Annotated in this window: 24 protein-coding genes; 7 read left to right on the top strand and 17 right to left on the bottom strand. The window is 51.9% G+C overall.

Features of this window, described 5'->3' with window-relative positions; translation table 11 throughout:
* Nucleotides 1-200: hypothetical protein (locus AXW11_RS13500; protein WP_286792358.1), on the top strand; the 200-nt coding region annotated here is incomplete at its 5' end.
* 98 nt (nucleotides 201-298) lie between these two features.
* Nucleotides 299-1165 carry an ArdC family protein gene (locus AXW11_RS13495; RefSeq protein WP_091643687.1) on the top strand — a complete coding sequence of 289 codons (867 nt, stop codon included), beginning with the start codon at nucleotides 299-301 and terminating at the stop codon, nucleotides 1163-1165.
* An 87-nt stretch (nucleotides 1166-1252) separates the two neighbouring features.
* Here the strand turns inward: AXW11_RS13495 and AXW11_RS13490 are convergent, their stop codons facing one another.
* A complete protein-coding gene (locus tag AXW11_RS13490; RefSeq protein ID WP_091643685.1) occupies nucleotides 1253-1534 on the bottom strand; it encodes a hypothetical protein in 282 nt (93 codons plus the stop codon).
* A gap of 303 nt (nucleotides 1535-1837) precedes the next feature.
* On the opposite strand from AXW11_RS13490, the gene AXW11_RS13485 reads away from it, so the two are divergent.
* The 5 genes from AXW11_RS13485 to AXW11_RS13465 are packed head-to-tail and all read left to right on the top strand — an operon-like array spanning nucleotide 1838 to nucleotide 7590.
* Complete coding sequence (locus AXW11_RS13485) at nucleotides 1838-2119, top strand: hypothetical protein (RefSeq protein WP_091643682.1); 282 nt, start codon at nucleotides 1838-1840, stop codon at nucleotides 2117-2119.
* Nucleotides 2120-3955, top strand: a complete 1836-nt coding sequence (gene traD, locus AXW11_RS13480) for a type IV conjugative transfer system coupling protein TraD (protein ID WP_091643679.1) — start codon at nucleotides 2120-2122, stop codon at nucleotides 3953-3955.
* Nucleotides 3955-6744 carry a MobF family relaxase gene (gene mobF / locus AXW11_RS13475; RefSeq protein WP_091643676.1) on the top strand — a complete coding sequence of 930 codons (2790 nt, stop codon included), beginning with the start codon at nucleotides 3955-3957 and terminating at the stop codon, nucleotides 6742-6744. The genes traD and mobF overlap by 1 nt, the downstream gene beginning before the upstream one ends.
* Nucleotides 6745-6755: 11 nt before the next feature.
* On the top strand, nucleotides 6756-7220 hold the full coding sequence (locus AXW11_RS13470; protein WP_091643674.1) for a hypothetical protein: 465 nt from the start codon (nucleotides 6756-6758) through the stop codon (nucleotides 7218-7220).
* A 4-nt stretch (nucleotides 7221-7224) separates the two neighbouring features.
* Nucleotides 7225-7590 carry a hypothetical protein gene (locus AXW11_RS13465; protein WP_091643671.1) on the top strand — a complete coding sequence of 122 codons (366 nt, stop codon included), beginning with the start codon at nucleotides 7225-7227 and terminating at the stop codon, nucleotides 7588-7590.
* Here AXW11_RS13465 and AXW11_RS13460 read toward each other — a convergent pair whose 3' ends face one another.
* The 16 genes from AXW11_RS13460 to AXW11_RS13385 form a co-directional block, all read right to left on the bottom strand.
* Nucleotides 7591-8571 carry a S49 family peptidase gene (locus AXW11_RS13460; RefSeq protein WP_091643668.1) on the bottom strand — a complete coding sequence of 327 codons (981 nt, stop codon included), beginning with the start codon at nucleotides 8569-8571 and terminating at the stop codon, nucleotides 7591-7593.
* A gap of 3 nt (nucleotides 8572-8574) precedes the next feature.
* Nucleotides 8575-9042, bottom strand: coding sequence for a lytic transglycosylase domain-containing protein (locus tag AXW11_RS13455; RefSeq protein WP_091643666.1), 468 nt, complete (start codon nucleotides 9040-9042; stop codon nucleotides 8575-8577).
* Nucleotides 9039-12302 (bottom strand): conjugal transfer protein TraG N-terminal domain-containing protein, encoded by a 3264-nt coding sequence (locus tag AXW11_RS13450; RefSeq protein ID WP_091643663.1) that lies wholly within the window; start codon nucleotides 12300-12302, stop codon nucleotides 9039-9041. Before AXW11_RS13450 ends, AXW11_RS13455 begins: the two co-directional genes overlap by 4 nt.
* Complete coding sequence (locus tag AXW11_RS13445) at nucleotides 12299-13678, bottom strand: conjugal transfer protein TraH (RefSeq protein ID WP_091643661.1); 1380 nt, start codon at nucleotides 13676-13678, stop codon at nucleotides 12299-12301. Before AXW11_RS13445 ends, AXW11_RS13450 begins: the two co-directional genes overlap by 4 nt.
* Complete coding sequence (locus AXW11_RS13440; RefSeq protein WP_091643658.1) at nucleotides 13678-14508, bottom strand: conjugal transfer protein TraF; 831 nt, start codon at nucleotides 14506-14508, stop codon at nucleotides 13678-13680. The genes AXW11_RS13445 and AXW11_RS13440 overlap by 1 nt, the downstream gene beginning before the upstream one ends.
* An 11-nt stretch (nucleotides 14509-14519) precedes the next feature.
* Nucleotides 14520-14987, bottom strand: coding sequence for a S26 family signal peptidase (locus AXW11_RS13435; RefSeq protein WP_091643655.1), 468 nt, complete (start codon nucleotides 14985-14987; stop codon nucleotides 14520-14522).
* A complete protein-coding gene (locus tag AXW11_RS13430; RefSeq protein WP_143071169.1) occupies nucleotides 14977-15744 on the bottom strand; it encodes a type-F conjugative transfer system pilin assembly protein TrbC in 768 nt (255 codons plus the stop codon). Before AXW11_RS13430 ends, AXW11_RS13435 begins: the two co-directional genes overlap by 11 nt.
* A complete protein-coding gene (locus tag AXW11_RS13425; protein WP_198412809.1) occupies nucleotides 15731-16717 on the bottom strand; it encodes a TraU family protein in 987 nt (328 codons plus the stop codon). The genes AXW11_RS13430 and AXW11_RS13425 overlap by 14 nt, the downstream gene beginning before the upstream one ends.
* Before the next feature lie 72 nt (nucleotides 16718-16789).
* On the bottom strand, nucleotides 16790-17368 hold the full coding sequence (locus AXW11_RS13420) for a hypothetical protein (protein WP_091643649.1): 579 nt from the start codon (nucleotides 17366-17368) through the stop codon (nucleotides 16790-16792).
* Nucleotides 17334-18806 (bottom strand): conjugal transfer protein TraN, encoded by a 1473-nt coding sequence (gene traN, locus AXW11_RS13415; protein ID WP_091643647.1) that lies wholly within the window; start codon nucleotides 18804-18806, stop codon nucleotides 17334-17336. Before traN ends, AXW11_RS13420 begins: the two co-directional genes overlap by 35 nt.
* Nucleotides 18776-20710 (bottom strand): hypothetical protein, encoded by a 1935-nt coding sequence (locus AXW11_RS13410; RefSeq protein ID WP_091643644.1) that lies wholly within the window; start codon nucleotides 20708-20710, stop codon nucleotides 18776-18778. The genes traN and AXW11_RS13410 overlap by 31 nt, the downstream gene beginning before the upstream one ends.
* Nucleotides 20710-23211 (bottom strand): TraC family protein, encoded by a 2502-nt coding sequence (locus AXW11_RS13405; RefSeq protein ID WP_091643642.1) that lies wholly within the window; start codon nucleotides 23209-23211, stop codon nucleotides 20710-20712. The genes AXW11_RS13410 and AXW11_RS13405 overlap by 1 nt, the downstream gene beginning before the upstream one ends.
* Nucleotides 23208-23798 (bottom strand): TraV family lipoprotein, encoded by a 591-nt coding sequence (locus AXW11_RS13400; RefSeq protein ID WP_091643639.1) that lies wholly within the window; start codon nucleotides 23796-23798, stop codon nucleotides 23208-23210. The genes AXW11_RS13405 and AXW11_RS13400 overlap by 4 nt, the downstream gene beginning before the upstream one ends.
* The gene (locus AXW11_RS13395; protein ID WP_091643636.1) at nucleotides 23798-24973 is read right to left on the bottom strand and encodes a TraB/VirB10 family protein; all 1176 of its coding nucleotides are present in this window, start codon (nucleotides 24971-24973) and stop codon (nucleotides 23798-23800) included. Before AXW11_RS13395 ends, AXW11_RS13400 begins: the two co-directional genes overlap by 1 nt.
* Nucleotides 24973-25725 carry a TraK domain-containing protein gene (locus AXW11_RS13390; RefSeq protein ID WP_091643634.1) on the bottom strand — a complete coding sequence of 251 codons (753 nt, stop codon included), beginning with the start codon at nucleotides 25723-25725 and terminating at the stop codon, nucleotides 24973-24975. The genes AXW11_RS13395 and AXW11_RS13390 overlap by 1 nt, the downstream gene beginning before the upstream one ends.
* Nucleotides 25718-26299 carry a TraE/TraK family type IV conjugative transfer system protein gene (locus AXW11_RS13385; RefSeq protein ID WP_091643631.1) on the bottom strand — a complete coding sequence of 194 codons (582 nt, stop codon included), beginning with the start codon at nucleotides 26297-26299 and terminating at the stop codon, nucleotides 25718-25720. The genes AXW11_RS13390 and AXW11_RS13385 overlap by 8 nt, the downstream gene beginning before the upstream one ends.

Raw genomic sequence — 26299 nt, 5'->3', positions numbered from 1 at the left:
GCAGGGGCCTGGTCAGCATTCACCAACGATGTGGCGGCGAAGCCGCGCTGAATCTAAGTCGGGCTCTGCCCGATCCCGGCGGCATCCGGACAATCAAGATCATCGCACTGCAAAAGACAAGTATGGCGTTAGACGAAGATGCACAAAGAGAGCTGATTTATATGGGTTTTTATTCTTTGAAAGGTATACAAAGAGATTGACAGACAGGGAAGGAAAACCGATAATAATCACATGGTCAGCGGGGTGCTGGCCTCCGGGTTCGCCGCCGGTTATCGAGGCGAGTTAGGAGATTCCCACGATGGCAAAGCGCGACCTCTATCAAGAAATCACTTCAGAATTTTTGGCAGCCCTGAAAGAAGGTGTTAAGCCCTGGGTTTGTCCATGGACATCAAACGGATCTTTTGCCATGCCGGTAAACGGTACGACTGGCAAGCCGTACAACGGTATGAACGTTCTTCTGTTAGCCATGCGCGCACGCGCTGAAGGCTACCGATCAAACCAGTGGATGACCTTCCAGCAGGGCAAGCAGCAAGGCGCTTTTGTCCGTAAAGGTGAGAAGGGCACAACCTGTATTTTCTTTAAGCCGATGGAGAAAGAGAACAGCGACACCGGCGAGAAAGAATCCTATGCCGTGATGAAGGCTTTCACGGTATTCAATCGCGAACAGTTTGAAGGCTTTGAAACACCTGAGGTTGAGCCGACCTGGGCTCCCATCGAAGATGCAGAAGCGATCTGTGAGGCGTTTCCGATCGAGACTCGCCATGGTGGCGATCAGGCCTGCTATATCCCAAGCCTCGACATCATCAGAATGCCAACCCGTGAACAGTTCGCTAAGGGCGAGGATTACTATTGCACACGCCTGCATGAAATGGTTCACGCGACTGGTCACAAAAGCCGCCTGAATCGGGAATTGGTCGGTAAGTTTGGCTCTGACGCGTACGCCTTTGAGGAGCTGGTCGCCGAGTTGGGTAGCTGGATGATGTGCAGCCGGATTGGTCTACAGGGTGATTTGCAGCACAAGAGCTATCTGGCGCACTGGATCCGAATCCTGGACTTTGACAGGAAAGCCCTTTTCAAAGCGGCCACGTTGGCACAGAAGGCACACGATTTGTGTTTTGAGTACCTGGCAGCCCATGAAAGCGAAAGGGAGGACCAAGCCGCCTGAGAGGGCAAACAATGAAGGGCCGCGAGGCCCTTTTTTTGTGTCTGGATTTTGAGCTGGGCGTGGCCACCTGGACGGCGGCCACGCCGATCAAAGCGTTTCCGTCGGTTGCTCAGTGTTAGAGGATCCGAACGCGTTGTTCGATTCTTTCTCCACCGTCTTCTTTAACCTGGTTAATTCCTTCTCACCTTTGTCGACAGCTTCCTCAATGGCGTCTCTGATCAAAACAGAAAGATCAAACGATAGTTCGTCGTCAATTTCCTGGATCTGATCGCGTAGCTTATCGGCTCGGAGTTTGAGCGAGCGTGGCACCTTGGCTGAGACGGTTACCGTATCCTCGCGTGACTTAATAAATACTGACTGCTTTGCCATTTCGAACTCTCCTGGTCTACCTGTGGTTTACCGTTGGTTTACTGATAAAGATCCCGGTGCCTAAAACACCAGGATGGAGCAGGGGATTGGACCTCAGCGACGCGGTCGCCTTGGTTTCGTCACACCCTACGCAGCTGACGCTGCTTTACTCTATCCCTTGTGGCACAAGGGCTAGAGCGCATACGCCCTGTGGGCGATGCGGTATGCGCCTCCGAGTACGGGCCCTGATTTCAGTAGTGCTGGCGCGCATACGCTCTTTATACTAGTATATGAATAAATATAAAGCTATAAGGAGCTGTAGCCGTGAGAGCTGTTTCAATTCGGGTGTCGGAAGAAACGATCGCATTCGTTAAACAGGAAACGAAAAAACGAGGGATCGCCACTGAGGCGGAAATGTGGCGCATCTTGATTGAGCGGGGTGTCGCTGCCAGCGAGGGTACCCAGGCGCAGATCGACGCGCTTATAAAGATTGGGGTCCAATCCCTATGTCTTACACAGAGGTTCGCGGGTGCTCAAAACGAAAGCTTGATTGCTGAGGCGCGAGAGGATGCTCGCTCAATGCTTGATCGGATGGGGATGATCTAGATGAGTATTTTCAGGGGCTCCAACATCGGTAACTTCACGCGCGGTGGCCAGACAACCATCCATTACTTGCGCATGATCTGGCAGGTTGTCGTCCAATTCTCCAGGCTCTGTTTGATCTTATTTGTACTGGCGATTGCGACGACCTATTGGGTCAAAACGACGCCCCTTGAGCGCTCATTGGCAGTCGGTTACATCGAAGCCTATGTGAAATATGAAGGGCTGAAGATTGACGATGCGACCGTATCTGTTACCTACCCCGACGGTCGTAGCCGGACTATTCCGGCGGTGGGTTTCCTGCGGAACCAGGAAATTCATCGAGTGCTAGATCGAAGCACACATGCTCTGGCCTTTGGCGTGGTGTTTGGGTTTCTGGCATTGGCGGTTTTTGGTTTTGTGGCCTGGCGATTCCTCAATAGCACTGGTGAGGACTTTGCCAACGAGGAATTTGTTCGTGGCGGGAAGCTAGTCGATTCAAAGGAGCTGACAAAAGCGATAAAGCGCACGACGAAAACAGGCGGAATGACCGTCGCGAATATACCGATCCCCAAGGATTCAGAGCCGGCTCACTTTTTGATTGTGGGTGCGCCAGGGACAGGCAAATCTGTCACCTATAAAGAAATGGCGGAGGTTATTCGGAAACGGGGTGAGCGTGCGATTTTCTACGACCCATCCGGCGAAATGGTCGAGAACTTCTATCGCGAAGGGCATGACGTGATCTTGAGTCCTTTTGACGCCAGGGGGCGTGCTTGGGACATCTGGACCGAGTGTAAAGAGGATTATGAGTTTGATCAGCTGGCGACCTCGTTCATTCCTGATCAGAAGTCTAACGATCCTTTCTGGGCTACCGCCGCGCGGATTGTTTTTGCAGCTATGGCTCGAAAGCTGGCAACCCATCCCCAGCGATCAAATAAGTTGCTAGTGGACAAAATTCTGAATGCCGATATGGAGGAAATTATCGGCTTTTTGAAAGGCACAGAAGGCGCGTCAATTCTGTCTGAAGGTGCTGAGAAAATGGCGTCATCCGTTCGAGCGGTTATGGCCACTTACATCAGACCGCTGAAGTACCTCCAGGATAATGGGCCGACGTTTTCTATCAAGGAATGGGTGCGCAACGACGATGGTGATCAGTGGGTCTTTATCACTCGAAAAGACGACCAAAAGGACGTTGTTAAGCCGCTAATAACCGCGTGGTTGGATACTGCATCATCTGCGATTTTGAGTATGGAACCATGCAGGGACCGGAGGATCTGGTTGCTGATCGATGAGCTGCCAAGCTTGAACAGGCTTCCCACGATTACGGACACACTGGCGCAGTCCAGGAAGTTCGGTGGATGCGGGGTATTGGGAGTCCAGAGCTACCCCCAATTGGTGTCGATCTATGGTCGCGACGAAGCCGACACACTGGCCGGCATGTGTTCGACCTGGGCTGTATTTCGGTTCAACGAAGAGCGATCGGCCAAGTGGGCCAGTCTTGGTTTAGGAAGCATCGAACAATTGGAGACTAATGAAGGCATTTCTTACGGCGTAAATGACATTCGTGATGGTGTTTCGTTGAATCGTCAGCGTCATGTTCGTCCCATTGTTCTGCCCACGGAGATCCAGTTTTTGCCAGATCTGGTGGGCTATTTAAAGCTTGGGCGTTCGTTCCCGGTGGCACAGTTCAAACTTAAGCGAAAGCCGCTGAAGAAAATTGCCGAGGGCTTCATCCACCGCGATTTGAAGGGTGATCTGCTTGAAGCGGTCGAAGCCGCTCCGGAGGCGAAGGATGGGAATTCAGAGACGACTGCACCTGTTGAGTCGAAGAAAAATGATTACGTCGACGGAGCGCTGTTCTGATGTTGTCGATTAAGGCGCTCGGGAGCGCGAAACAGGCTGGTTCCTATTACAAGGATGCGGATTACTACGGCAAAAATGAAAACGGCGAGAAAGAGGTAATTCCCAGCGAATGGGTAGGTAAGGGTGCCGCCTTAATGGGCCTGGAAGGGCCGGTGGACATTAAGGTATTTCAGCAGGCATTGGAGGGCCGGTTGCCAACTGGAGACACGCTGGGGCGGTCGGACGGGAAAGGTGGCTTGGAACATAAACCAGGTTGGGATTTTACGTTTTCAGCTCCTAAATCCGTTTCGATTATGGCGCTGATGGGAGGTGATGAGCGGCTGATGGCCGCTCATAAAGAAGCGGTCAAATCGGCTGTCGGTTACATAGAAGATAGGCTGGTTGGAGCCCGGAATACCTCAGAAGGGGTTTCGCAGTTTGTACGCACTGAGAACCTCGCTGCGGCGACATTTACGCACACGACCAGTAGGGCGCTGGATCCTCAATTGCATACGCATAGCGTGATACTGAACGCTACGCTGAGGAATGATGGTCAGTGGCGATCCATCGAAAGCAGGAAAATGTACGATCCGAATGTGGCTGCAGGACAGGTATACCGATCTGAACTTGCCATGAAAGCCCAGGAGCTCGGTTACACAATTGAGCGCGGCAAGAACGGCACGTTTGAGCTTCAAGAGGTGTCTCAGGAGCTTCGAGATCTTTATTCCAAGCGGCGAAAGGATATTGAGGCTGCCGCAAAGGAAAGGGGTCTGGAGGGTGCCAAAGCCATGGATAGGGCATCATTAATGACGCGCGATTCGAAGCAGTACACGACAGAAGATGTATTGCAGGAACGGTGGCGGAGCGAGCTTCAAGAAGCTCGTTTGACGGTTCCTACCATCCCCGAGGCGCGGCCAAGTGCTGAAAGGGACAGTCCTGATCGCGCTAAAGACGACGCGATTTTTGCTTATAAGAAATTGGCGGAACGTGAGGCCGTTTTCTCAGAAGGTGAACTGGTCAAGATGACCCTTGCGTGGGGCGTAGGCAACCACAGTATTAAGGACGTAGAACAGGCAGTACGCAGCCTGAAGCAGGAAAAAGTCCTGCTTCACGCCACTGGGGTTTCGCGGGATGAGGCGTATCTCACCACCCCCCAAGCTCTAAAGAAAGAGCGGTATATCGTAGATCTGGTGAAGACTGGCCAAAATGAATTAAAGCCGATATCCGGCAAAGGAGCGGTCAAGGAATACGGACAATCTTTGGGTTTCACCAGGGGTCAGATGGAGGGTGCAACAACCATCTTGAATGGGAAAGATAGGGTCGTTGGCGTTCAAGGTTATGCCGGTACTGGTAAGACCTACATGCTATCTGCGGTGCGCGAGGTCGCAGAGGGGAAGGGATACTCGGTCCGTGGTTTTGCCCCAACAGGATCTGCAAGCGATTCGCTAATGGAAGGCTCTGGGATTCGGAGTCAAACGCTTGCCAGCCACCTCTACGCATTGGCGCGGGAAGAGGAAGGGAAGGGCGGAAAGGGACTGGATCAGAAGAAGCTCTGGATTGTCGATGAAGGCTCTCTGGTAAACGCTAATCAAATGGCTGATCTGCTCACCTACGCTCGAAAGGAAGGTGCCCGAGTTGCGTTGGTTGGTGACCACGCGCAGATCGGTTCAGTTGAGTGGGGTAAACCGTTCGCGCAGCTCGTAAGAGGCGGCATGAAGACGGCTCAGATGACTGAAATCCAGCGGCAGAAGAACAATCCGATTCTTCTGCAAGCAGTGAAAGATGCGATGGTTGGTCAAGTTGCTAAAGCAATGAAGAACGTCGCGGGGCGGATTCACGAAGACCCGAATCGTGAAACTTTGGTGACACGAGTGATTGATGACTATGCCGGTATGACCGCCAGGGACCGCTCAGACACACTTTTGATGGTTCCGGATAATGAAACGCGGGCTGTTGTGAATCAGGGCATCCGAGAGAAGCTGCAACAATCTGGCGACCTGGGGAAAGATAAAGCCGAATTAAAGGCGTTGGTGAGTCTGGGGCTTACAAGGGTAGAAAAAGGAAGTTCACGGGGCTACCAGAAAGGTGATTTGGTTCAGTTTGCGAGGGATTTTAAAACCATTGGGGTTGAACGAAATGAATTGGTCAAAGTCCTTCGTGTTGACGGCGAAAAGGTAATATTTGCTAACAAGGACGGTCAGGAAGTTGAGTGGCGACCTGATAAAGTTGCTGGTCGTGCCAAGCATGGGGTCGAGGTTTATCGTGAAGAAGATAAGCGCCTGGCAGAGGGTGATCGCATAAGGTGGACCAAGACTGACAAGGACCGGGATCTTAAGAACGGTGCAAAGGGGGAAATTGAGCGGATCGATGGGTCAACGGCCATAATAAAATTTCAGGATGGGCGTCGAATCTCGCTGGACCTGAAAGAGGATAAACATTGGGACCATGCTTATGCCTCAACAATTGTTTCTGCCCAGGGGCAGACCTACAAATCCGCAATGGCATTGGCAGAAAGTTGGCGGCGCAACCTCGTTAATCAGAAATCATTCTATGTTGGATTGTCCAGGGCTAAAGAAGATGCTCGGATTTATACCGACGATAGAGCCAAGCTCACCAAAGGTATTGAAGAGCGTACCGGCGAGAAAACGAGTGCATTGGAAGGTCGCAACGTGAGCGTCGAGAAAATGTTTGCTGCTGATGGCCTGGTGAAAGAAACCAGGATGGAGAAGGTTGCTCAAAAAGTTAAGGATGTCTTCGATAAGACGTTTGGAAAGGCCAAGAGTAGTCCAGATAAAGGAATGTCGCTTTAGGAGGATGGAGCATGTTTTACACAATAGGGTTTATGAAAAGTGTCGTCGCGCCGACGCTTGGTATGGCGTTTTGGGCTTGGTTTGTAACCGAAGCTGTGGTTTTTCCTGAGCTGAGCGTAAATGAGGCGGCTATAGCGGGTATTTTAATGGCAGTGCCTTTGGCCGTGGTGTTTGGGGTATTCTGTCACTTCACCCGGGGCATATTGCGTGCAGTGGCTGTGGTTGCGGCTGTGATCGCCATCCTTTTTTTCACACCAGGGCTTTCTTCAGATAATAATCCAGATTTTATGCTGGCAGATATGCACCTGGTCTTGCCGCCGATGATGATGGTTATTTTTACTGGCTTTTTTGGATTTTGCTTCTGGCCAGTGATTTACCCTAGAGAAATCCTAGCGATACAAGGTGACATCGTTAGAGGTGGAGTGCAGGTAGCATTAGAAGACTCCAATGGAAACACGGGAAAACACAGGAGATAAGGATATGCCAAAGAAAATTGCGCGATGGGTGGCGTGTGTGACTCTGCTCATTGGCACTTCTCAAGTATCGGGACAACAACCTACGAGATCTTCTGATGGGGTCTACGATGTGCGGACCATAAAGGAAGTTACCAGCATTACCAAGCTCAACCAGGTCTGTTTGGAGGGGCTTGCCGGTGCGAGTCGTGAGATTTCATTAGTGGATCAACAGCGGTGTGCTTGTGTTGTGTATGAGCTCGGGGAGCTCATTAGTTACGGTGAGTACAAAGAAATCGAAAAAAATATCCTTTATGGTCGTGAGTGGAAATCGACTAATGCTATGGAAAGGGTAAAGCCCCACTTACGTGAGGCTTGTAATTGGCAAGGGTGATTAGAGGCGTGGTATCGAATTTGTAGCGCTGTTTAGAATGTTCAGCGTGGCATCTTCCAGCCAAGCCTCAGCCACTCTTGGCAGCTTTGAAAATAAGCCTGGTTTCTGCGTGTAATCTAGCGCATGTTGCGCTCCAAATTCTTTTTCAAGAACGCCATGATAGGTTTCGATTCCATCTACTAATCCCAGCTCTACAGCTTCGTGTCCTGTCCAATAATCCCCGGTAAACAGATTCTGATCGCTAGTTAGCTTGTCAGCGCGAGAATCCTTCACTACTGAGATAAATTGCTGATGTATGTCGTTCAGCACGGATTGAACCTTTTGAAGGTCTTCTGGATCAGTTTCAAGGAAAGGGTCCAGTCTGCGCTTATTTTCACCGGCAACAACGGTGCGGGCATGAACGCCAACCTTATCAGCAAGATCTTTGAATCCAAACGACTGCTGAAACACGCCAATCGACCCTGTGAGAGTTGAAGGGTTCACGAATATTTTGTCGGCTGCGACTGCGACCATATAGGCGCCTGAAGTGAGCATATCATCACCCAGAACGACCAGACGCTTGCCAGTCTCTTCCTTTAAGTCCTGCAGATATTTGTAGAGCTTATGCGATTGGACAGGCGTGCCTCCCGGCGAATTAATGACCAAAAGAACGCCTTTAGCGTCCTTGTCGTGAAACGCCTGGTAAAGGTGGTTCTCTATTTGCTGGAACGAAGTTGGCTTGCCTGCTTCGATAGGTCCGTCCAGGCGCACGAGTGAGACGTATTTGCCGTCTTTTGGAATTGTGGTGCCCCCAACAATCCCTGTGCTGTAGAGCAAGTTGATTGCGAATATGGACACAATCACCAGAACGAACGCAAAGGTTCGCCAGTTCGCACTACGCCGCGTCTTTCGAGTCTCTGTCATTATTGCATCGGCGAACGCCCGTTGCTGTTGCGTAAAGGCCTCAATCAAGGTCTGTTCCGTGCTTTTTTGCGGTTCCATATTCTATTCTCCAATACGTTGAAGGGCATTGCGGACTTTCGCCACATACTGTCGGCGGGCTTTCTGTACTTTTGGTTTGGTTGAGAATCCTGCGTTATAGGCTCCCACGGCGGCCCACAGGTTCCCTTTTGTGGTGACGAGGTTTTCGGCAAGGATCCAGGCGCCTACATGGATATTGGTGCAAGGATCGCGAACCAGAACAGGAGCTGTTATGCGGTAGGGCTGCAACCGTTCTAAATGCTGGGAGTTGATCTGCATTAATCCATAATCCCTGGAGCCATCACTGTTTTTGCCGTTGATCGCATCGGTCTTGTTATTACTTTCCACAAGAGCAATTGCTTTCAATAACTTTGCCGGGACCTTGTAGCGGCCGGCGGCTTCCATGAAACAGTTATCAATGTCAGCGATGGCGTGACCGGAGAGAGTTAGGGTTAGTGCAACTGATAAGAATGCCTGAAAGTGTTTTCTCATCGGCGCCGTCCTCGCCTGTCAACGCCGTTATCTTCCTGCTGGGGATTGATTTCCGGGTCATCGAGGTTGGAGAAGAAATCGAATGCTGTTTGAGCCTCATCTCGGCTTTCGGCTTTATAGGACTGGAATTCTGACTGAACATATTTTGCGGCGGCCATTGATGCATCCTCTCCAGGACGGACTTCATCGCCGTTCAAAATTTCAAAGGTTTGCTCAGCCATCCGCGTAATTCGTTCGCGGTTCATGTTGGTACTTTCTGTTTCTTGAATGCCGGTACTGGTGTGGCCCGTGATCGATCCAGTGATACCAAAGTTTTCTAGCATGCCAGTGGAAACACCGCCTTCAGCTCGGGTACCAATACTGTCGTCACCAGTAATTGTGCTGGTGTTAATAGAATCCAGGACTTGGGTAAGGCGGGATATCGCGGCGAAGCGGTTACCCTCTTCGCCGTCTCCCTGAATTTTCTCAAGAATATTGGCCAGGTTACGGGTATCTTCCGGATCGCTGCTAAGAGCGAGGTGGGCAAGACTTGGTGTGTCAACTCGACCGCCAGTGTCGATGTAGACAGAGTCAGTTTCAGAATAACGGCTATCCTTGGTTATACGATCGTCGTGGGTAGCGCTATGGCCGGAAAGGGCGCTGCTATTTATCACGCCACCGCTGCCGTCCGTGGCCAGGGTGACTCGGGCCCCATTAGGACTTGCAGCAACCTGTTGTTCTGTAAACCAGCCTGTATCAATTCCCTTCTGCATTTCCTCTTGGGAGAAGTAAAAGGAGCCAAAATTGGCGGATGTTTCTCTTTGTGCTTGTTCTTCCCAAGACCACCCGGTTTTCCCTTCAAGGGTGTTTGCGCGCTCAATGCCAGCGCCAGTGCTGGCGTGCTGAAGACGAGCAGAATCCCGCAAGTAACCCTCAACACCATTTTCCTGGTTGATTCCCTGGTTAACGCCTGCTTCGGCATACGCAACTTGCTTGATGTTCTCGAAGGCGCTAGCCACTGCGAACTGTTGCGGTGTTAGCTGATCCAAGGCTACCTTTTCGCCGTGAGCGGTAGCCGCTCGCTTAGCACCCACAGACTCATAAATCTCAGAGGGAGTTATTCCAGTTTCGGCCATATAACCCATTACACCCCTGGTTTGTGAGTTATTTAAATTGGAAGTAAATTCAGCCAAAGTAACCAACTCACTCGGGTGCCAATTCGTAGAGTCCAGTTGCCCCCAAAGATCGGCGTTTCTCGCCATCGCAAGAGCTTCGAAAGCTTCTCCTTTTTCCATTCCAGGATGCTGTTGGATGATCCGATCCAACATAGTGCCTGTGCGCAAGTTGTCGGCGCTTGTATTGGAAACGGCAAGAGCGGTGTCGTAGGCAGCTTGGGCGTGGACAGACCCATAGCCCATAGTCGCTGCTGATTCTTGGCGTCCAGCGGCAGACCCATGACGGGATTGGCTTTCTACATTCGAGGTGTTTAGCCCCTGCTTGAATAGAGCTTCAGGGGAGCTATCTCCACCGTTGGATTGGACGGCGCCAGCAACGCCACCCACAACCCCACCGGCTCCATATGCGCCCAATGCTTTACCTGAGGTGATCGGATTGGTGTGGCTAAGATCTGCCATGCCAGACATCGTTTCGAGGCCTCGGTAGTGGCTTTCTGCTTGATTGTGCTCAGAAACAGAGGCGATATTGTTCCACCCGGTCTCGGCCATGAGGTTTGCGGATCCGCGAGCACTCGCAAGCGAATTCAAATGGTTCATGCTTTCTACAGGGGACTGAGCTTTGTTCGCTGCGTCAGAGCCTGCGCCGTCAGCATGCCCCGACCAATTTCCAGCCAGAGACGTCAGGCCATAGGGCGACATCTTGAAGAGCATGGCGGCGATGAAAGCCGAAATGGTGATACCCATGCCGCGGGCTTTTCCAAAAAGAGAAAGCGCCTGGGTTGCACTTTCGGGGGCAAGGAACATTGCGGATAGCCCCATGTTGTGACGCTGAATTTCGTCAACGGCATCGTAGGCCTGGTCGACCGCAATTTGTGCCAAGATCACATCCATGACCCCCCACAGCATTATCCAGCCGAGAAGAGCCACGATAAGCTTCAGGGCCATGGGGAATAGTGGCGTCACAATGAAAAGTGCCAGAATCGGGATCAGTCCCAACACTATGGCGGTAACTGAAGCCCTAATCTTTGGCATCCACTCGTTCGCGCTAACAGCAATTCCAAGTCCGTTGTTGACCATGGACCGGTTGGTTAAGGCGCGGATCCCCGCATCTGGGTTTTCATCAAGCATAACGCTGGCGATTGCATTACTAATGACCACGTTTCTAAGCAATTGCGCAGGTGGGGCGGCTGCGGCTCCAAACACGTTAAGATTCATGTTTTGAATCTTTGTTTCGCACGCTGTTTTTTGTGCGGGTACGGCTATATCAAAGCCGGTTTTGGTACAAACGGAATTCAGGTGCTCATCGTATGTTGGCGCGGCGTTTAGAGCCGGCGCCAGGACATTGTCATAAGCGTCTGAGCAACTCATCACTGTGCCGGCCTTGCCCGCGCCAGAGGAATACATGGTCGTAAACATCGCAGGCGATTTCATATCGGCTAACTGGTTCAGCAAGTCGTCCGTGCCGCTTTTAATCTCGGCAAGATCCACTGCGTAGCTGGGAAGGACAAGAGCAAGCTTTGAGCAGTCTTTGAAATACTGTCGGATAGACTTCTGGAGGTAATAATCGGAGGAAAAGGTTTTATCCGACGTTGCGTTGAGCAGGAGCTCGAAGCCAACACCCATTCCCTCTGTCCCGTAGGGATGAGCGGCCGAGGCATCCACAATCTCTTGAACTGCCCGCTCCGCTTTGTTGGTCATACCAGCGACCAAAACAATCAAATCAGGAACGTCTGGCACAGCTTCATAGGCATTTCGGACCGGGTCATATACATGCACAGTGCCGGTTGGAGTGATCAATGCTTTAAAGACAGCCACGCCAATTAAGGTCGTCATTAACCAGGACAGGCTGAGGCCAGTGGCCGACTGTTGGAAATTAATGATGCCTTTACCGACTGTGAACAAACCACCGAGTAACAGGCCGAGTACCACGGCCACGGCGAATAATGTGGTGTACTGATTATTCGCAAATACCAGTGAAATGCGTTTAAAGGCGTTTACCGTTTCCGTGAAGCCGTCATAGGTATAGAAATCCATATCCAGGGCAAACGCTGTGCTTGGTAGCGCTGCCACGAGGATCAGAGCGATTATCGGAAGTGTGCGCTTCATTGAGTGATGTCCTCTGCATTGCGCCGAAGAACTTCTTCTTGTCGCTTAGCCTGGGCAGCGGTAAATGCGATGTGTGCCATCTGCTCTTGGGTTTTTTTGAGATAGCTGGTTCGCGCGGCCATTCGGAATTGGTAAGCGTCTTTTTTTATTCCGGTTAGATGGTCGGCAACCTCGGCGTAAACTGTTCTGTCGCATTGTGGGCCGGCGGCGCCTGTGCTGTTCATAACCGCGTCGATTTCGCGGATCATGTTGTCGATAGTGTTGTAGAGATCATCGACCATATAAAACGCATAGGCATAGGCGACGACTTCTTCCGTGAGAGCGATCGCCATTGCTTTGTCTCCCAGTGCAATGGAATCGACAATAATTGGCAGGATTGGGATCGGAGAAGAGGTCAGGAACGCCTCATCTGCTGCACTTAAAGCGGTTTTGTTCTCGATTTTGGTGGCGATCGCATTCATCTGATTGCTCACTAGCGCCAGAAGACCGCCTGGAGTCGCTGAATCCGTTTGGCAAACAGGTCCACCCGCACCGTTGACTTTCTTTTCGGCATTGCCGACAACGAAATCATCGATGCTGGATTCGTCGTTATTGGGGCATGAGCTAATCGGTTCGATGACGGGGGCTTTTACGGCTGCCGTTGCGTTGATCATCACATCACCCACGAATCCACGCATGGTATCGACGTACTGGAAACCGAATTCGTCAGCGGCATTCTGTAGTAGGGAGCCAGTCTTGAAGATGTTATTGAATTGGGTCGGGCAATCGGCAGTAAGCTGCTTGACGTCGACGGATGGCTCCTGGTTGGCTGCTACTTGATTTTCAGTCGTTTCATACCAGCTTGTAACTGACCCAAGTGCGGTGGCCGCTTTGCTATCCAGGGCTTTGAGACGGTTGCTGGCTGCGGTCCCGATAAAATCGCCAACGGGCTCGCCAAGCTTTTTGGCAAATTGGCAATCGTTGATCTGAATTCCGTTCAAGTCGTTGATTATTTTTTCGAAACTTTTCATCGTCTCAGAGAGTTCTTTGCTCATCACTTTCATTGCTGTGTCGAAAGCGACGGCAGGAGCTGCCTGAATCATGTTCTGAAGCTTATCGACCAGGTAATCCGGGTCGAGCATCGACATCCCGCCAAGAAAAAGATCAACACCACCACACCCTGCAGATACCCTGGGGGGAGAAATAGTGAGAAGCGGGTCGTTGGACACGTTGAAGCGGGCTGAATAGGAGCCTGCAGAGTAGAAACCGCGCTGCTGGTTCTTGTAGCTTGACGCGCCACTGGACGTGGATGAAGCAAACCAGTCATCCGTCCAGTTTGCGGAGGCCACTGGCGCGGAAAGCGAAAGGATTAGGGTTGGGAGGATAAGCCTTTTCATCAGAACGATTCTCCCTTTGGCGCGCCCGGATCAAAGAATCCACCCTGACGATATTCGGGGGTGAGGAATTGCTCTGGGGATGTCTCGCCTCTCAAATAGCGGATGGCGCGATATGCGTTTGAGGTGATTTTGGTGGCTGATTCCACCCCAACTGCAATTGGCATCCAGCGTTCGCTATTACGCTCGATGAGAATAACCATCGGGGTCACTTGGACATCGAATCGCGCTTGAGCAGATGGGTTTTTGTTTATATTTACTTCAGTAGTTTCAAGCCCGGTGCGATCTGACACTAACTTGAGAATGTTTCTTTGAGGCGAGCAGTACGGGCACTCTTCAGTCGAGAAAAGTGCTAGGGCATATTTGCCCCTGAAGTTTTCTAGGTATTGAGCCTGGTTATTGGCGCGCTGCTGAAGTTCCGCTTTTCGGCCTGGGGAAGTAATCGGGTATTGTGATGCACCGCTGAGAGTTGGATTTTGCAGCATGACCATGTTGGACACGGCCGTAAATCCGGCAGCCTTGCGGCGCACGACATCCTGAATTCGATAATAAGCAAGTACACTCTCCGGAGTTCTAAGCCAAACAGCTTCCTTCAGGTAGTTTTCGAGCATGGCTTTTAAGTCATCCGGGTGCATATCCATCATCTCCGCTGCCGGTGGCGGTGGAGGAAGTGGTTGCCTCTCCTTCTTATCGGGATCTTCTTCGCTAGAAGGCTTAACCGGTTCTTCATACCAGTGATACCCCTTGATCTGAGTATCCTGGTTCGGCTGCTGGATGGCGTTTGCCTGTGAGGCAGCAAGAGCGAGCAAGAGCAGTGTCAGTACAAATTTCATGGGTTGGCTCCTTAAAAGATCGCTTTGAGGCGCTTGGTTTTGGAGACGTCCACAAAACCCCAATACCGTGAGTCGAAAGAATCGGGATGCGATCCATAGGCCCAAGCTTTGCCGGCAGGTACTACTCCCGAATAGGAAAATAGGGGTAAAGGATCGCCTTTGAGCGTTTCAGTCTTGGCGCGCCCCAGAGACTCTCCATCGCAAAAAAACTCAAGATCCTTTTGGGTTATTGTTTGACCCTCCCAGCACATGAGCCTTTTGCTGATTAACACAGGTTCATGGCCCGCCAATTCATGAGAAAGCTCGAATGTCGCATAGTCGCCTGGCCCGGCAATGGCGTCGGTTTCCCAAAAAATTCTGTGATCGACAGACTCAGAGACCGTGATATTGAGGTGGTCTGAAACGAAGGAGATTGCAAAGGCAAGAGGCGCCCCTACAAGCAAAGTGAGAAGGACATTTTTCACTTTATTATTGAGCATTTGGGTTCTCCAGCTTGGCAAGAATGGATTCGGCCGGTGCGCCGCCGGTCATCGTGGTTAAGCGTTTCAGGAGACTTTGTAGGCTTGAATCCCCGTAAACCACGGGCAGTCGCATTCCGGGGGTTGCAGCGCCTTTCTCGCAATAACTTTGAAAATCAAAGTTCTGCTCAACGACCAGGGCGGGGACTTTGGTGATGTTGTGATTCCTGAATTGGATGGGATCGATGACGACATCAAGCCCTCGCATTGCGCACTTTGGCCCCTCACACGTCGGGTTCTTGCGAAGAACCTTGGCCATGAATTCCATGGTGGGCTGTGTTTTCTTGAGACCACCGATCATGCCGCGCATCACCATCACACCACCGACCTTTTCGAGATCCCTGGCGTAATTCCGCAAGGTGATTTCCGGAATGGAGCTTGAGACGAATAGCAGGGCGCGGGAGCCAGTTGCTTTAGGGTCTGGGTTTTCAGGATCGCCAGCATCGAGGCCAGCATCGGCCCGAAGCAGACTGAGAAATTCATTCTTTCGGGCTTGCCATTGGTCGCTGTTCACCTCCTGCATGACTTCGGAGACGCGGGCCTTCATCGCCGGTGAATCCATCACCCGTTCTTTGGCCTGTTTCGCGATCGCCAGGTATTCCTCCGGCACGTTGATCTGATCGGGAAGTGTGGGAATGGCATCCGATTCCGCAGAGGCTAATGGGCTCATTAGACAGAGGGTTAGGGCAAACCCCAGGTTACTTTTAATAAGAAACACAGCAGTTGAGCCTCCTAAACACCATCCATGAAAAATTGTCACCGCCTGCGGGGGGGTGCTTGTAATGGCTCCACAACAAACCGGTTTGACCGATCGGCCGGCAGCTATCGTCCCGAACAGGCTTCATCAGTTGCAGCTTGTATTTGTCCTTGGACCAAATGGGAACTGGCGCGGTATAGCAGCCATCTGAGGAGGATTCTTTTAGTAGTCCCATCCGGGCCATGAAGTAGATTCCGCGGGCTGCGATCCCGGCATTCGCCGTCACGTAATCCGTGCCGGTTATTGACCCGGCCAGGGGATAGGCTCCTGACCACGATCCCATACACCAGAAGAGGGAATTAACGGGCCTTCCAACCAAGGCGCCAGAGGAATCCGCAGCGCACGCCAGTTGAGCGACCGGGTTGGCGAACAGCAACGACTCGGGGTGAATCATCAGCGAGAGAATTTCGTTGTTCCAGGTAGGGATGAGTTCAGTCATCATCGCTACGTCGAATTCTCGCTCTGCTATGCAGGGGATGTCATAGAACAGCCCCAAGATGCTAAATGCGGGAAAGAAGTAGTAATGCATCTGCTGGAAGGTTTTGGACTGACCATCTTCCTGCATGTGCGATCCGCCCAGTTTCCCGCCGGTGTTCATCAACTTGAATCCGAGAGGCATCATGCAGTAGGGATCTGAAACGGTATCAATGAGCCGTGCGGGCTCCCACATAGAAATACCAATGCCGTATCGATTGATCGCTCCTGAATTACAGCTGCAGAGCACGGAAGGGGAGTCAGCACCAGGATCGGGCATTCCTGAATCGCCTTTACCGATGCTCAGCCCGCCAATGCGAATCGGGAAGATGCACTGCCAAGAGACGTCCGTAACAGGATTCAGGACGCCAGAGGGGCATTTGGACGCGAGGGCTGATTGAGGGGCCGTGTAAGCCCCTATCAGTGTTAAAAGAAGCAAGATTGCTCGAATACTCATCATGGCTAGAAACGTCCGGGAATTTCCCTAAGTTTAGCCTAACAATATATGTGAGTATATAGCACTATATGAAAATTAGAGATTGATTGAGTGTTCTTCGATTCGGAGGGTGCTGCCCTCTTGTGTCACGATCGATGGAACAAACTGCAGTGAGAGTCGGTCGCGAACAGGAGGGGTAAGAATGAAAACAGGGCGCTGCAAAGCCATGGCGATAGCCCGGTAATCACCTGAGGTGATCATGACCATATCCGTGGATTTCAGGTGATCCTGTGCCCAGGCAAGGTCATCTTTTGAGATAAACATAAGCCGCTGGGGAAGACGAACATGCTCCAGGGGATTAAATTGGAATCCCTTTGGATAGATGATTTGCCCATTTTGGTCCTTAACATCGAATTCGGCCGTGTAATAAGGAATGTGGTACCGAATGCGGTCTTCCCGCGCGCGAGGCAGAGACACGGCTTGCGCGGCAGCATTGCGCGCAACACCGTCACTCATCACTGTTTCCCAATCAACTTGAGCCACCTTGCTCTGGATCTCAGTCAGTGCATCCGGTTCAACAATCTCATAGGTGCGCCCAAGAACGTGGGATTCGGCGGCAATCAGGGATCCGGCAAGACAGCTACTGATTACTGTTATAAAAATCCGTAACACCATTAGAAATCTTCCCTTCAATTTGAGTCATGGTGTCTGGTACCAGGTCACCGTAATATTCGCTGAAATCGATCTTAGAAAAGTCGATTGATTGGAACTCCTCGGGTGTCAGCCCGCGACAGTTCGGAGCTTCCGGGGTACCGAAGCCGGCCACAGAGTTGAGCTGCGCTCGGCCTTGTTGATGGATGATGCGACCCATTTTCGAATTGAAACAGCAATACGATTTTGCTTTTTGGACGCACCCAACAAATTCCCATTCTTCCCGGCAGTATTCTCCAATCTCGTAGCAAAACCCTGAGCCATTAAGAACACCCGTTTCCGTAGATGTTTGATCGCAGGACTGTGTGAAGTAGTCGATTACAGCGCCGACCATGGCCGTTGGATCTACGACTACGCCATAGTTTGCCATGACATCCCCAGCCACCGTGGCCGCCGCATTCGCCGCCACCATCGTAGGTGCGCCGGCGGCCAACGCAGCTTCATACTCCGATTTACCCTGCGTAATTGAGTCGTAGACTGAAGTAATCATCTGGGTCGGGGAACCAGAGTCGCCGGTGTCATCCGCAAGCACTTTGCCTGTGTTTTTGCAGCAATTCTGAAACGCGGTAGATACTCCTGCTTTATCACACCTCATTGCTCTACCTGCAAAAATCATCATCTGTCCCAGGCAGGTTCCATCGGCTGCGGTCGTGCCATCGTCCTGATACATTCCAGTATCGATGTCGTCGACCACCGGCACTTGGGTTGCCAGATCAACACAGGCATTGGGGCTGCACTGTTGTTGTCCGGCGGCGTTTTCCATGCAGGAATAGCTGTTACCTAAAGGGCAGGCGTGCTGGGTTTCTAGGGCGCAGGTTTCAGATGTGGTAGAGAAAGAAACTTGTCCGCCTGCTTGTGAGGGGAGGCCCCCAGTGTAATTGTCAGTGATCTGGATTGTGCCGACTAAACCGTTTGCACAGCTTGGGGCGGTCACTAGGTTCACAAGCGTTGTGCCCAGGAAGTTGGTACCGGATAGGCTCGGGGCGTCCCAAGTTGTGGAACCAGTAGCACTGATCGGATTGTTGTTTGTGCAAATGCTGTCGAAATCGAGCGTTGGGATCTGTGCGACCAAGCCAGTGGGGCCTGATGTTACGGCACCAGTCTTGAGATCGAATCCGACCGTGAAGGACCCGAATTGCCGAGCGACTTTTACATCAAAATTCAAAGCAACCGGGTTCGTGCAGACCATTTGTTGACTTGAGCTACAGTCAACGGCGGAAATTGGACATAGCGCTCCCCCGCTTGGCGATTCAAAACATGAAGCCGTCTCACCTGGTTGGCCAAGATCACCATTCATATTGAGATCTTGGCCACAGGACCAGTTGGCCGCATAAACTGAGCCGAGAGGGAGAAAGAGGCTTAAAAGTCCAATTAAAGCGGGTTGGCTGTGCCTGAACTGCATATCGTATCCCTTGATGCTTGGCGAACGGCCTGCAATGTTGCTGCGGCTTCTGCGAATTCATTAAGACATCCACACGACTGAACGACTGTCTCTCCGGGTCCAGCCGGACAAACGCCAGCGGAACACTCGTGGAAGAAGTAATCGAAGGTATTGGGGTCTGTGCGGTTCTCCTGCACGACGCCGTTCTGAACCGCGTCAGTTGCTAAGCGCGGCTTTCTGGTCTTGCATGCCTGTGTGCAGGCAGGCACTGAAACCTCCTCCAGAACAGAAAGGCTTTCTGTCGGCGTCAGAACACTACCGTTAGACTGCTTCAAATAGTCTTGATAGCCAGTGTTCGTGGTGCTGGCTTGAACGTTGTCAGCCCGTTCGAGGGCGTCATCGAAATCGTATGTACCGGTGACCTGACAGCGATATTTGCGCGTTTTTTGCCACCAGGGGCGTGTAGGTGTAAACGAGCAGGTTGAACCATTGATCACTTGGGTGGACGGCAACGGAGTAAGACCGGTATTGACGAAATTCTGATATGTCCAAACCCCGTCCACTTGTTCTTCCATGAGTGTGCATTCAGGGTCACTTTGGTATGCACTACAGCTGTTTGAAATGGTGTCAGGTTTGAGTTTACAGTCGGTATCGACCTTTATTTTTGCGAGCGCGTAGCCTTCGCCATTCCCCGTAACTTCCACTCTAATTTTGAAGTCGACGGGTCCACCCGTCAGATAACTCTTAAAGTCGACATTTGGCGAGCGGACCCAGTTGGTTGAGAGCTCGCAAGCGCCCGGTGGTCGTCCGGTACCTGTCCAGTTTCCGTAGGGGCCATTCCAAAGCAGGTCGGCATCGGCGTAGATCTGCATCCAGTCATCGAATTTTGCGTAGTTGATTTTTGCTTCCAAAATCCGGCTTGGGTCCAAGACATTGAATTGAACCTGGCGCTCATACATTTTGCAGCTACCCGCCCAATAGTTGTCGCCAACTTGCCCTAATGAAAGCTGAAGGCAATCTGGGCCGCATGGAAAAATGTTTCCAGAACCGCCGGCATATTCAATGATGTCGTTCAGTGTGACTTCTTCCACTGGCACGTTCCGGGTTATTTGGCAGCTTTTGATTTGGACAGGGTCCGCTGTAGCGGCCGGAGATGTCGTAATCAAATTAAATTCCGGATCAGCGGCAGAGGCGGAGAAAGCATCGCTGGCGAGGTTACCCGGCGTGCTGTTGTAGGCTTTCAGCATTGGCGAGCCCGCAGCGCAGTCACCGGCCTTCTGTGCGTAAAACTTAATCATCGGTCCGGTCACACCCACTTCGGAAACCGTGAGATAGTCCATTTGCGATGTCAGCGCACCGGTTGCGCCTCCCCCCAAATCATTAAGGACTTTGTCCAAGTTGCTCATAACTAGGCCAGTCCCGCATGAGTTATTCACGCAATAGCACCCGCCCAGCTTGTTTAGGGGAATCGGGGTCATGCCGATTTCGCCTGAGCCGTTCACCACCCAAGACAGTCCCGAGCAGTTGTCCCAGGTCCCTGCGTTACACGAAACAGCTCCGTTTGCACATACACCGGACACCGGAACCCCTGGTGTAAATACCCGATCAATCGTGCCGTCCAGGTCGCTATCTTGAGAGACCGTCAAGGTGCCAATGTCACCGCTGGCCGAGGGTGCAACGAATATTTCCAAAAACTTCTGAGAGCCGCTGCAGCCCAAATTGGCATCGAAGCTCTGGCCATCGAACGTCTTCATGGCGTCGGCAGACATCAGAGGTGTAGTGAAGTTCTGTTGGATGGCTTCGGCGCTTCCGTAGCTGCTTCTAGCATTGCCCACAGTGGTCTCGGCCTCAGTGACGGATGCCGGATCTGCCGATACAAATCCCGGTAAAAGTCCTATGAGGACGAGCAGAATCCAGCGATCCATTAAAGTGGCACTCCGGATAGTTTGGACACCGCCTGAGCTGGCGTCATACCCTGAGCAATCAGTGCGTTATATTTGGCAACCTCCTTGCCGTCGGACGTTGCGATCCAGTGATTCCAGGGATCCACAGACAGCCTGCCGATACCCCGGCCAAACGGTGTATCAAAGAAGATCTCAGAGTATTTGGGTTTGTTGGCTTTTACGGAGGTCAGGAGATCGACAGCCAGGCCCTCGTAGTCGAGAACCCCTTCATCTACAGCCTTCGCGTAGTCCTCGCATTCAAGGTAAAACTTGAATGCAGCGTTATTCTTGATGACCTGTCCGACAGGGCCGAATTTCCGGAGATCCAGCGGGCTCTGCGTAACAATGCCAAAGGCCCCGGAGTACTTGCGGGCGCGGCGATAGCCCTCTTCAATCAGGTTGCCGAGTCGGTTGTTCTCCTCCCCCCGGGAATCTGAAAAGTATCGCCAGGCCTCTTCGAATAGCACGAAGCGTTGTTCGGAGCGATCGGAAAGGTAAAGATCCTGGGTGACCGAGTTCATCACCTGCATAATCACCACGTTGAACAGCTCGGCTTGACCTGAAAGCTTTTCAAGCTCCAGGACTACGAAACCATCGTTCGAAATATCGAATCCGCCGGCGCCATTGAAAAAACGCCCGTACACGCCTTTCGTCGTGAAATCGTGCAGGTTGAAGGCGAGTTCGTGAGCCTTGGAGACCGCACTAGGCAGCGGTTCGCCCTGGTCAGAGGCGAGTTTTGGATAGGACTTCAAGTAGTGTTGAACAGCATCGATTCCGTTGACGATGTCGCCGCGGTCTGCAGTCCAACGAACGGCTTCCTTGATCAACGTCCATTCCGTTTCGTGCAGCGGTTGGCGAGAAGCGGAATATGCCATTTCAGCGAGGATGTTGGCGGTGGTCATGAGGTCCGCGTTTCGGTCATCCTCATCCTTGGAGTTGGTGTTGAACGGATTGATCGTGATCCGCTCTTTGCCGAAATCCATAAACCGGCCGCCGACCATATCGCATTGCTTCTGAAGGCTGTAACCAATGTCGGTTACTCGAACCAATGAGCCTGCAGCGTAATAGTTTTTGCAGAGATCGTTGAGCGTGTAGGACTTGCCCGCACCCGAACCGGCGGCAATGAGGAAGTTATGGTTGGGTGCTCGCTTGTCGAACACGTCCATGCCGACCAGCTGCCCTTTGCGCCCGACGTAGAGTAGGGCGGGGTCGCTGGATCCTCGAAAATCGCCTTGAATGGGCATGAAACGAGCCACGGCGCTCAGTGGCGCGTAGAAATGTCGGTCCAGCAAGCCGATGTTTTTATCGATGTCATAGAGACCGAACGGCAAAGAGGCAATCAGCATCGGTTTCTCAAGCACCGATTCTTCCTGCATCACGAAATCTTTGGATTCCCAGAGTCGACGGGCGCGCGACACCGAATCAATGCATTCCGCTTCGGTATCTCCGAGGATGACCAAGGATGGAATGATTGTCATAAACCGTTCCGATTCGAGCTTGTCCAGAGCCCAGCTAAACTCCTCAGTTCTTTTCTGAATGGCCTTTGCAAAAGAGCCTGTGCCTTTTTGCGCCATGGTGGCGCTGGCCTTTTGGTGCAGAGAGGTTTTTATGTCTTCGAAAACAATGTTGAGACTGAAAATAAAAGGCGTGGTTATCTGATCGGGATCATCCGGTGCGCCCATTACGCCACCGGTCAGGGTGTTGGTGGTGAAGGTATCGATGGATTTTGCGTTAACCTTTGGCGTAATCACTCGACCAAAGCGCTTGCCCAAGCGAAACGGTTTTTCGCCACCTGAGAACTCAATTTTGGTTTCAGCATTGATGATCTGCTTTCGCAGCGGAAGCCGGGAATCAACATTGCCGTTCGGATCGGCGTCGGCATCGTTGAAAAACTGCCGTGCCCAGGCAACTAGATGATTTGCCCCCATCCGCGCGGGCGCAAGATGGGCGGCTTGCAAGGTTTCTTCAGCGATCGACAGCACTTCACTTGATAGAGGTTTCACAGTCTTGATGCAGACAAACGCTCGCCAATTTCGAACGGGAATGCCGTGATAGCACCGCATTCCCTTTGTGCCGGCTTTTAGGAAGCTGGTGTATTGCTCGATGGATTTCTGGAGCAGAGGTGTTCGGCGCTGTTTGTTGCGCGAATAGGCCTGAAGGATGCCGTTCACATTGTGATCAGGCGCCAGCATGATTTGGATCTGGGTTCTTTTCGGGTAGGTGACCGATAAAAACGTTTCTAATTGTTTAAGGTCACGCCCGCCCAAAAAGGTGAGAGGGCAGATCTCGAAAAGGTAGCCGTAGCGGTTATCCAGGGTCTGGAAGGCGCCCAGCTCTTCATCGAAACTTACCCATGGTAAAAAGTCAGAAAATTTGTTTCGGCGAAGCTCTTGCTTAAGGTCCCTGTGCGTGATGCCGCCATTGTCGCCAACGATCAACGACCAGATTCTTGAGAGGGGGCCTACTTTCTCTTCAGCGGTCATTGGTTGCTCCCTTGCACCTGGTCAATCAGAGAGTCAGTAAGCTCCGGCTTCTTATAAAGGTATTGGCCCATAACGAAACGCGGTTCCTCGACAATGCTGTAGACGAATCGGGGCATGTATAGCCGGTTGCGTTTCAGTTCACTGGAGTAGGGAAGAATCATGGTGCGGACTGATCGCGGAGGTTTGATCATAGGCGTCCGAGGCGCCTGAATCATGGTTCCAAGCTGATCATAAACCTGGTCGCGGTAGCCGCTGTATGCTGACTGAGGGGGCGCAAAAGAAGGATCTTCTGTGTGAGAGGGCGTCGGCGCGTCATAGGATGTCGACACAGCGATTGGTTGCTCCTTTACACGCTGGGATCCAGCCAACTTGTTTTTTCGCTCCGCTCTGGCTTGCCGCGCTTGCTCGGACGCCCTGGTCATGTGCGGATACTTTTCTACCCCCGTCACCGCCTCCTCATAAGCATCTTCGACAGAGATACATTTTCCAAAGTTGTCCTGTAGGTTGCAGGAGAACTCGTTTTCATAAGGCACCAGAGAACAGCCGCCCAAGAGGCTAACCGCTAACAGCAGAGTAAATTTTTTCATTAGCCTTTCTCCATAATGCTGAGATCCGTTCCTTTCTGGATGACCACGGTCAGCCTTTTGGCTGCGCCGACCTCAATGATGGGAACGGTTTGTTTTGCGAGATCCAAAAACAGTTTTTGGACGGCTTCAGAGCCAGACTTGAGAGCTTGACCGCCGGCGGATTGAACGATTGAGTCTGTGTCGACGATTTGTGTTGTTCCAAGCGCCGAAGTCGAGGTTGTAGCAGCCGCACCCGCAATGCCGTTTCCTGCTCCCTCGAAGAGGCCTGCGACGATCATCCGCATTACATGAGCGCCCATCTTTGAAACAACTGGACCGGTAAGCCCGCGCACGCCGTCACTGTCAGCGACGAACCCCTGAACTGGCTGATCAATGACCGCTGTTCCATCCAGGCTCATGCAGGAAAGACTGACCAACTGAAGGTTTACACGCTCCTGAGCGAGATTTGCCGTCGCATTGGCGATGACAAAGCAGCCTTTCAGGTTGGCTTTGACACTGTTTGGAAGCACCGCCGGCGCCTGAACCCGAAGCATTACAGGCTCAGGGTTTGCGTCACCTAGTTCCGAAGTAAGGGCACGAATACCAGTCAGCAGAATTGCAGGCATGTGGCTGGGTGGCATGTAGATCGAATTCTTTTTTTTTGAAACTGTCTCCGGTTGAAAGTCGGCACCAGGGGCACGGCCAATACCGCCGACAATTCTCGCTTCAACCGGAATATCGTTGAGGGAGGATTCGGACGCGCTATAACTGGGAACATAGGTTGGAGGCTCCGGATAAGATACTTCGCCTCCGGCTTCCGGGGCTTCGAAGTCGGAAAGGGGATTCACCATTTCCTCTTTTCCGGTTTCTTCACCCTGACCCTGCCGCTTCAAATCGTTCTGAGAGGTCTCAAGCGCCGCAAGCAGAGAGTCATATTGGCGTTGTCGACGCTCCATTTCGGCAAGTGTCTCGCCGACGTGCTTCAAATCCTTGTCTACTTTTGCACGGATGTCGTCTTCCAGGAGATCGGCACCTAGAGATAGGTCTGTCGTTTCAACCTCTTTGACTGGCTCTTTTTCGTCTTGACCGGAGGCATAGTAAACGAACAGCAAGAGAGCGAGGAAACCAGCGGCAATGCTATATTTCCGGTACTTGAGTCTGTCTTCGGCTCCGAGGCCATTCCACCAAGTCTTCATCAGAAGCCCTCCTTAGAGACCACAAACAAACGGCCTACTTGGCCAGGTTCCAAGCTCAGCGGATCCATGGTTACCGCAAAGATCGATTCGCCAATGGCCGAGCTCAGGAAATCCGTCTCGCTGAAGGTGGTCGTGGTGCTGGTTCTGACCAAAAACTCTTTTAAGGAAAGCCCCAACCCATCCACTCGAATAGTCCGGCGCAACGCAAGTTGTGTGTTTGGCTTGCCGGCGGTCATGCGGGACACCCATTCACTGTTCGTGTTTGTGCTGACCGAAAAGCTGTCCGGGATGTCGTCCTCAAGGGCCGCCATAGTCAGATAGACTGCGCGCTCTTCATCGGGAAGGGGAGAGAGCAGTTCCTGGTTGCCTTTGATGCGGTTTTTCGCGCCTGTAGAAAGGCGGATTGTTTGCCCGGGAATGTCCTTTGGAGACACCATTAAGGTGTAAATCTCGCCGGCGCAAACCAGATAGAACTCGGATCGCGCTGAAACATATTCCTGGTGCAGCCCATCATCCTGAATCAGAAATTTGATGAAGCTATTATTCCCGTTGTTCTCAACCACGATCCCTTTCTCTTGAGAGAAAAAAGCATCGTTAATTGCACCGTCGACACAGGTAACTCTGTTGATGTCTCGATTGGACATTTCCACTGGTGTGACAACATCAGGCTTCACTACCTGGGTGTGAGCAAGCGCCGGCAAGCTTACTAACATCACGGCCAGTGCCGCGTTGAAAAATTGTTTATTAAGCATCGTTCGATACCTCCTTGATGCCGGTAAGCCAAAATCTTCCTTGCTCGAATGAATAAGAGATCTGGTAGGTGACGTTTTCCGTGCTGGTCACCGAGTCACCAACAATCCGCTTTTTCACGCCAGCAACGTGAATGGTGTCGTCGCCTACTTTTTTAATGTCTCGATTACCGCGCCATTGAACGACATAGGAGACTGTCGGGTAGCGCTCAATACCATCTGCCAGTCGGGTAAATAGATCGCGATAACGGGAGTATTCGTCGGGGTGAATGAGTGGCAACAACTCATTCAGCTGCCTTCTGGCAGTGGCGGCTGAAAGGTCGCCCGCCATATGAACGATGTAACGACTCATCGAGCGCAAGTAATCATCAGATGCCGTGGATCCTGATATAACGAAGTCGCCTTGCCCACCAATGGGGATAAGGTGAACGCGTTGTTCATCTAGCTTCGATGAAATTGTGGCTGTCTGAAGACCAGCAAAAATCACCACAGCCACAAACCCAAATTTGAGCAGCCGGTTTTCGGCAAAGACATTGCTCGAATCCTGGACAAACAGATTGGAGAAGAGACTTTTCAT

The organism is Marinobacter sp. Hex_13 (genome assembly GCF_001566815.1).
Taxonomy (GTDB): Bacteria; Pseudomonadota; Gammaproteobacteria; order Pseudomonadales; family Oleiphilaceae; genus Marinobacter; species Marinobacter salarius.
The sequence above is the reverse complement of the archived record's forward strand: the minus strand, read 5'-3'. Positions and strand labels throughout refer to the sequence as shown.

What these genes read in the sequence shown, in the direction of transcription:
- AXW11_RS13495 (WP_091643687.1), top strand. Translation starts at nt 299, where the DNA reads ATGGCAAAGCGCGACCTCTATCAAGAAATCACTTCAGAATTTTTGGCA.
- AXW11_RS13490 (WP_091643685.1), bottom strand. Translation starts at nt 1,534, where the DNA reads ATGGCAAAGCAGTCAGTATTTATTAAGTCACGCGAGGATACGGTAACC.
- traD (WP_091643679.1), top strand. Translation starts at nt 2,120, where the DNA reads ATGAGTATTTTCAGGGGCTCCAACATCGGTAACTTCACGCGCGGTGGC.
- mobF (WP_091643676.1), top strand. Translation starts at nt 3,955, where the DNA reads ATGTTGTCGATTAAGGCGCTCGGGAGCGCGAAACAGGCTGGTTCCTAT.
- AXW11_RS13470 (WP_091643674.1), top strand. Translation starts at nt 6,756, where the DNA reads ATGTTTTACACAATAGGGTTTATGAAAAGTGTCGTCGCGCCGACGCTT.
- AXW11_RS13465 (WP_091643671.1), top strand. Translation starts at nt 7,225, where the DNA reads ATGCCAAAGAAAATTGCGCGATGGGTGGCGTGTGTGACTCTGCTCATT.
- AXW11_RS13460 (WP_091643668.1), bottom strand. Translation starts at nt 8,571, where the DNA reads ATGGAACCGCAAAAAAGCACGGAACAGACCTTGATTGAGGCCTTTACG.
- AXW11_RS13455 (WP_091643666.1), bottom strand. Translation starts at nt 9,042, where the DNA reads ATGAGAAAACACTTTCAGGCATTCTTATCAGTTGCACTAACCCTAACT.
- AXW11_RS13450 (WP_091643663.1), bottom strand. Translation starts at nt 12,302, where the DNA reads ATGAAGCGCACACTTCCGATAATCGCTCTGATCCTCGTGGCAGCGCTA.
- AXW11_RS13445 (WP_091643661.1), bottom strand. Translation starts at nt 13,678, where the DNA reads ATGAAAAGGCTTATCCTCCCAACCCTAATCCTTTCGCTTTCCGCGCCA.
- AXW11_RS13440 (WP_091643658.1), bottom strand. Translation starts at nt 14,508, where the DNA reads ATGAAATTTGTACTGACACTGCTCTTGCTCGCTCTTGCTGCCTCACAG.
- AXW11_RS13435 (WP_091643655.1), bottom strand. Translation starts at nt 14,987, where the DNA reads ATGCTCAATAATAAAGTGAAAAATGTCCTTCTCACTTTGCTTGTAGGG.
- AXW11_RS13425 (WP_198412809.1), bottom strand. Translation starts at nt 16,717, where the DNA reads ATGATGAGTATTCGAGCAATCTTGCTTCTTTTAACACTGATAGGGGCT.
- AXW11_RS13420 (WP_091643649.1), bottom strand. Translation starts at nt 17,368, where the DNA reads ATGGTGTTACGGATTTTTATAACAGTAATCAGTAGCTGTCTTGCCGGA.
- traN (WP_091643647.1), bottom strand. Translation starts at nt 18,806, where the DNA reads ATGCAGTTCAGGCACAGCCAACCCGCTTTAATTGGACTTTTAAGCCTC.
- AXW11_RS13410 (WP_091643644.1), bottom strand. Translation starts at nt 20,710, where the DNA reads ATGGATCGCTGGATTCTGCTCGTCCTCATAGGACTTTTACCGGGATTT.
- AXW11_RS13405 (WP_091643642.1), bottom strand. Translation starts at nt 23,211, where the DNA reads ATGACCGCTGAAGAGAAAGTAGGCCCCCTCTCAAGAATCTGGTCGTTG.
- AXW11_RS13400 (WP_091643639.1), bottom strand. Translation starts at nt 23,798, where the DNA reads ATGAAAAAATTTACTCTGCTGTTAGCGGTTAGCCTCTTGGGCGGCTGT.
- AXW11_RS13395 (WP_091643636.1), bottom strand. Translation starts at nt 24,973, where the DNA reads ATGAAGACTTGGTGGAATGGCCTCGGAGCCGAAGACAGACTCAAGTAC.
- AXW11_RS13390 (WP_091643634.1), bottom strand. Translation starts at nt 25,725, where the DNA reads ATGCTTAATAAACAATTTTTCAACGCGGCACTGGCCGTGATGTTAGTA.
- AXW11_RS13385 (WP_091643631.1), bottom strand. Translation starts at nt 26,299, where the DNA reads ATGAAAAGTCTCTTCTCCAATCTGTTTGTCCAGGATTCGAGCAATGTC.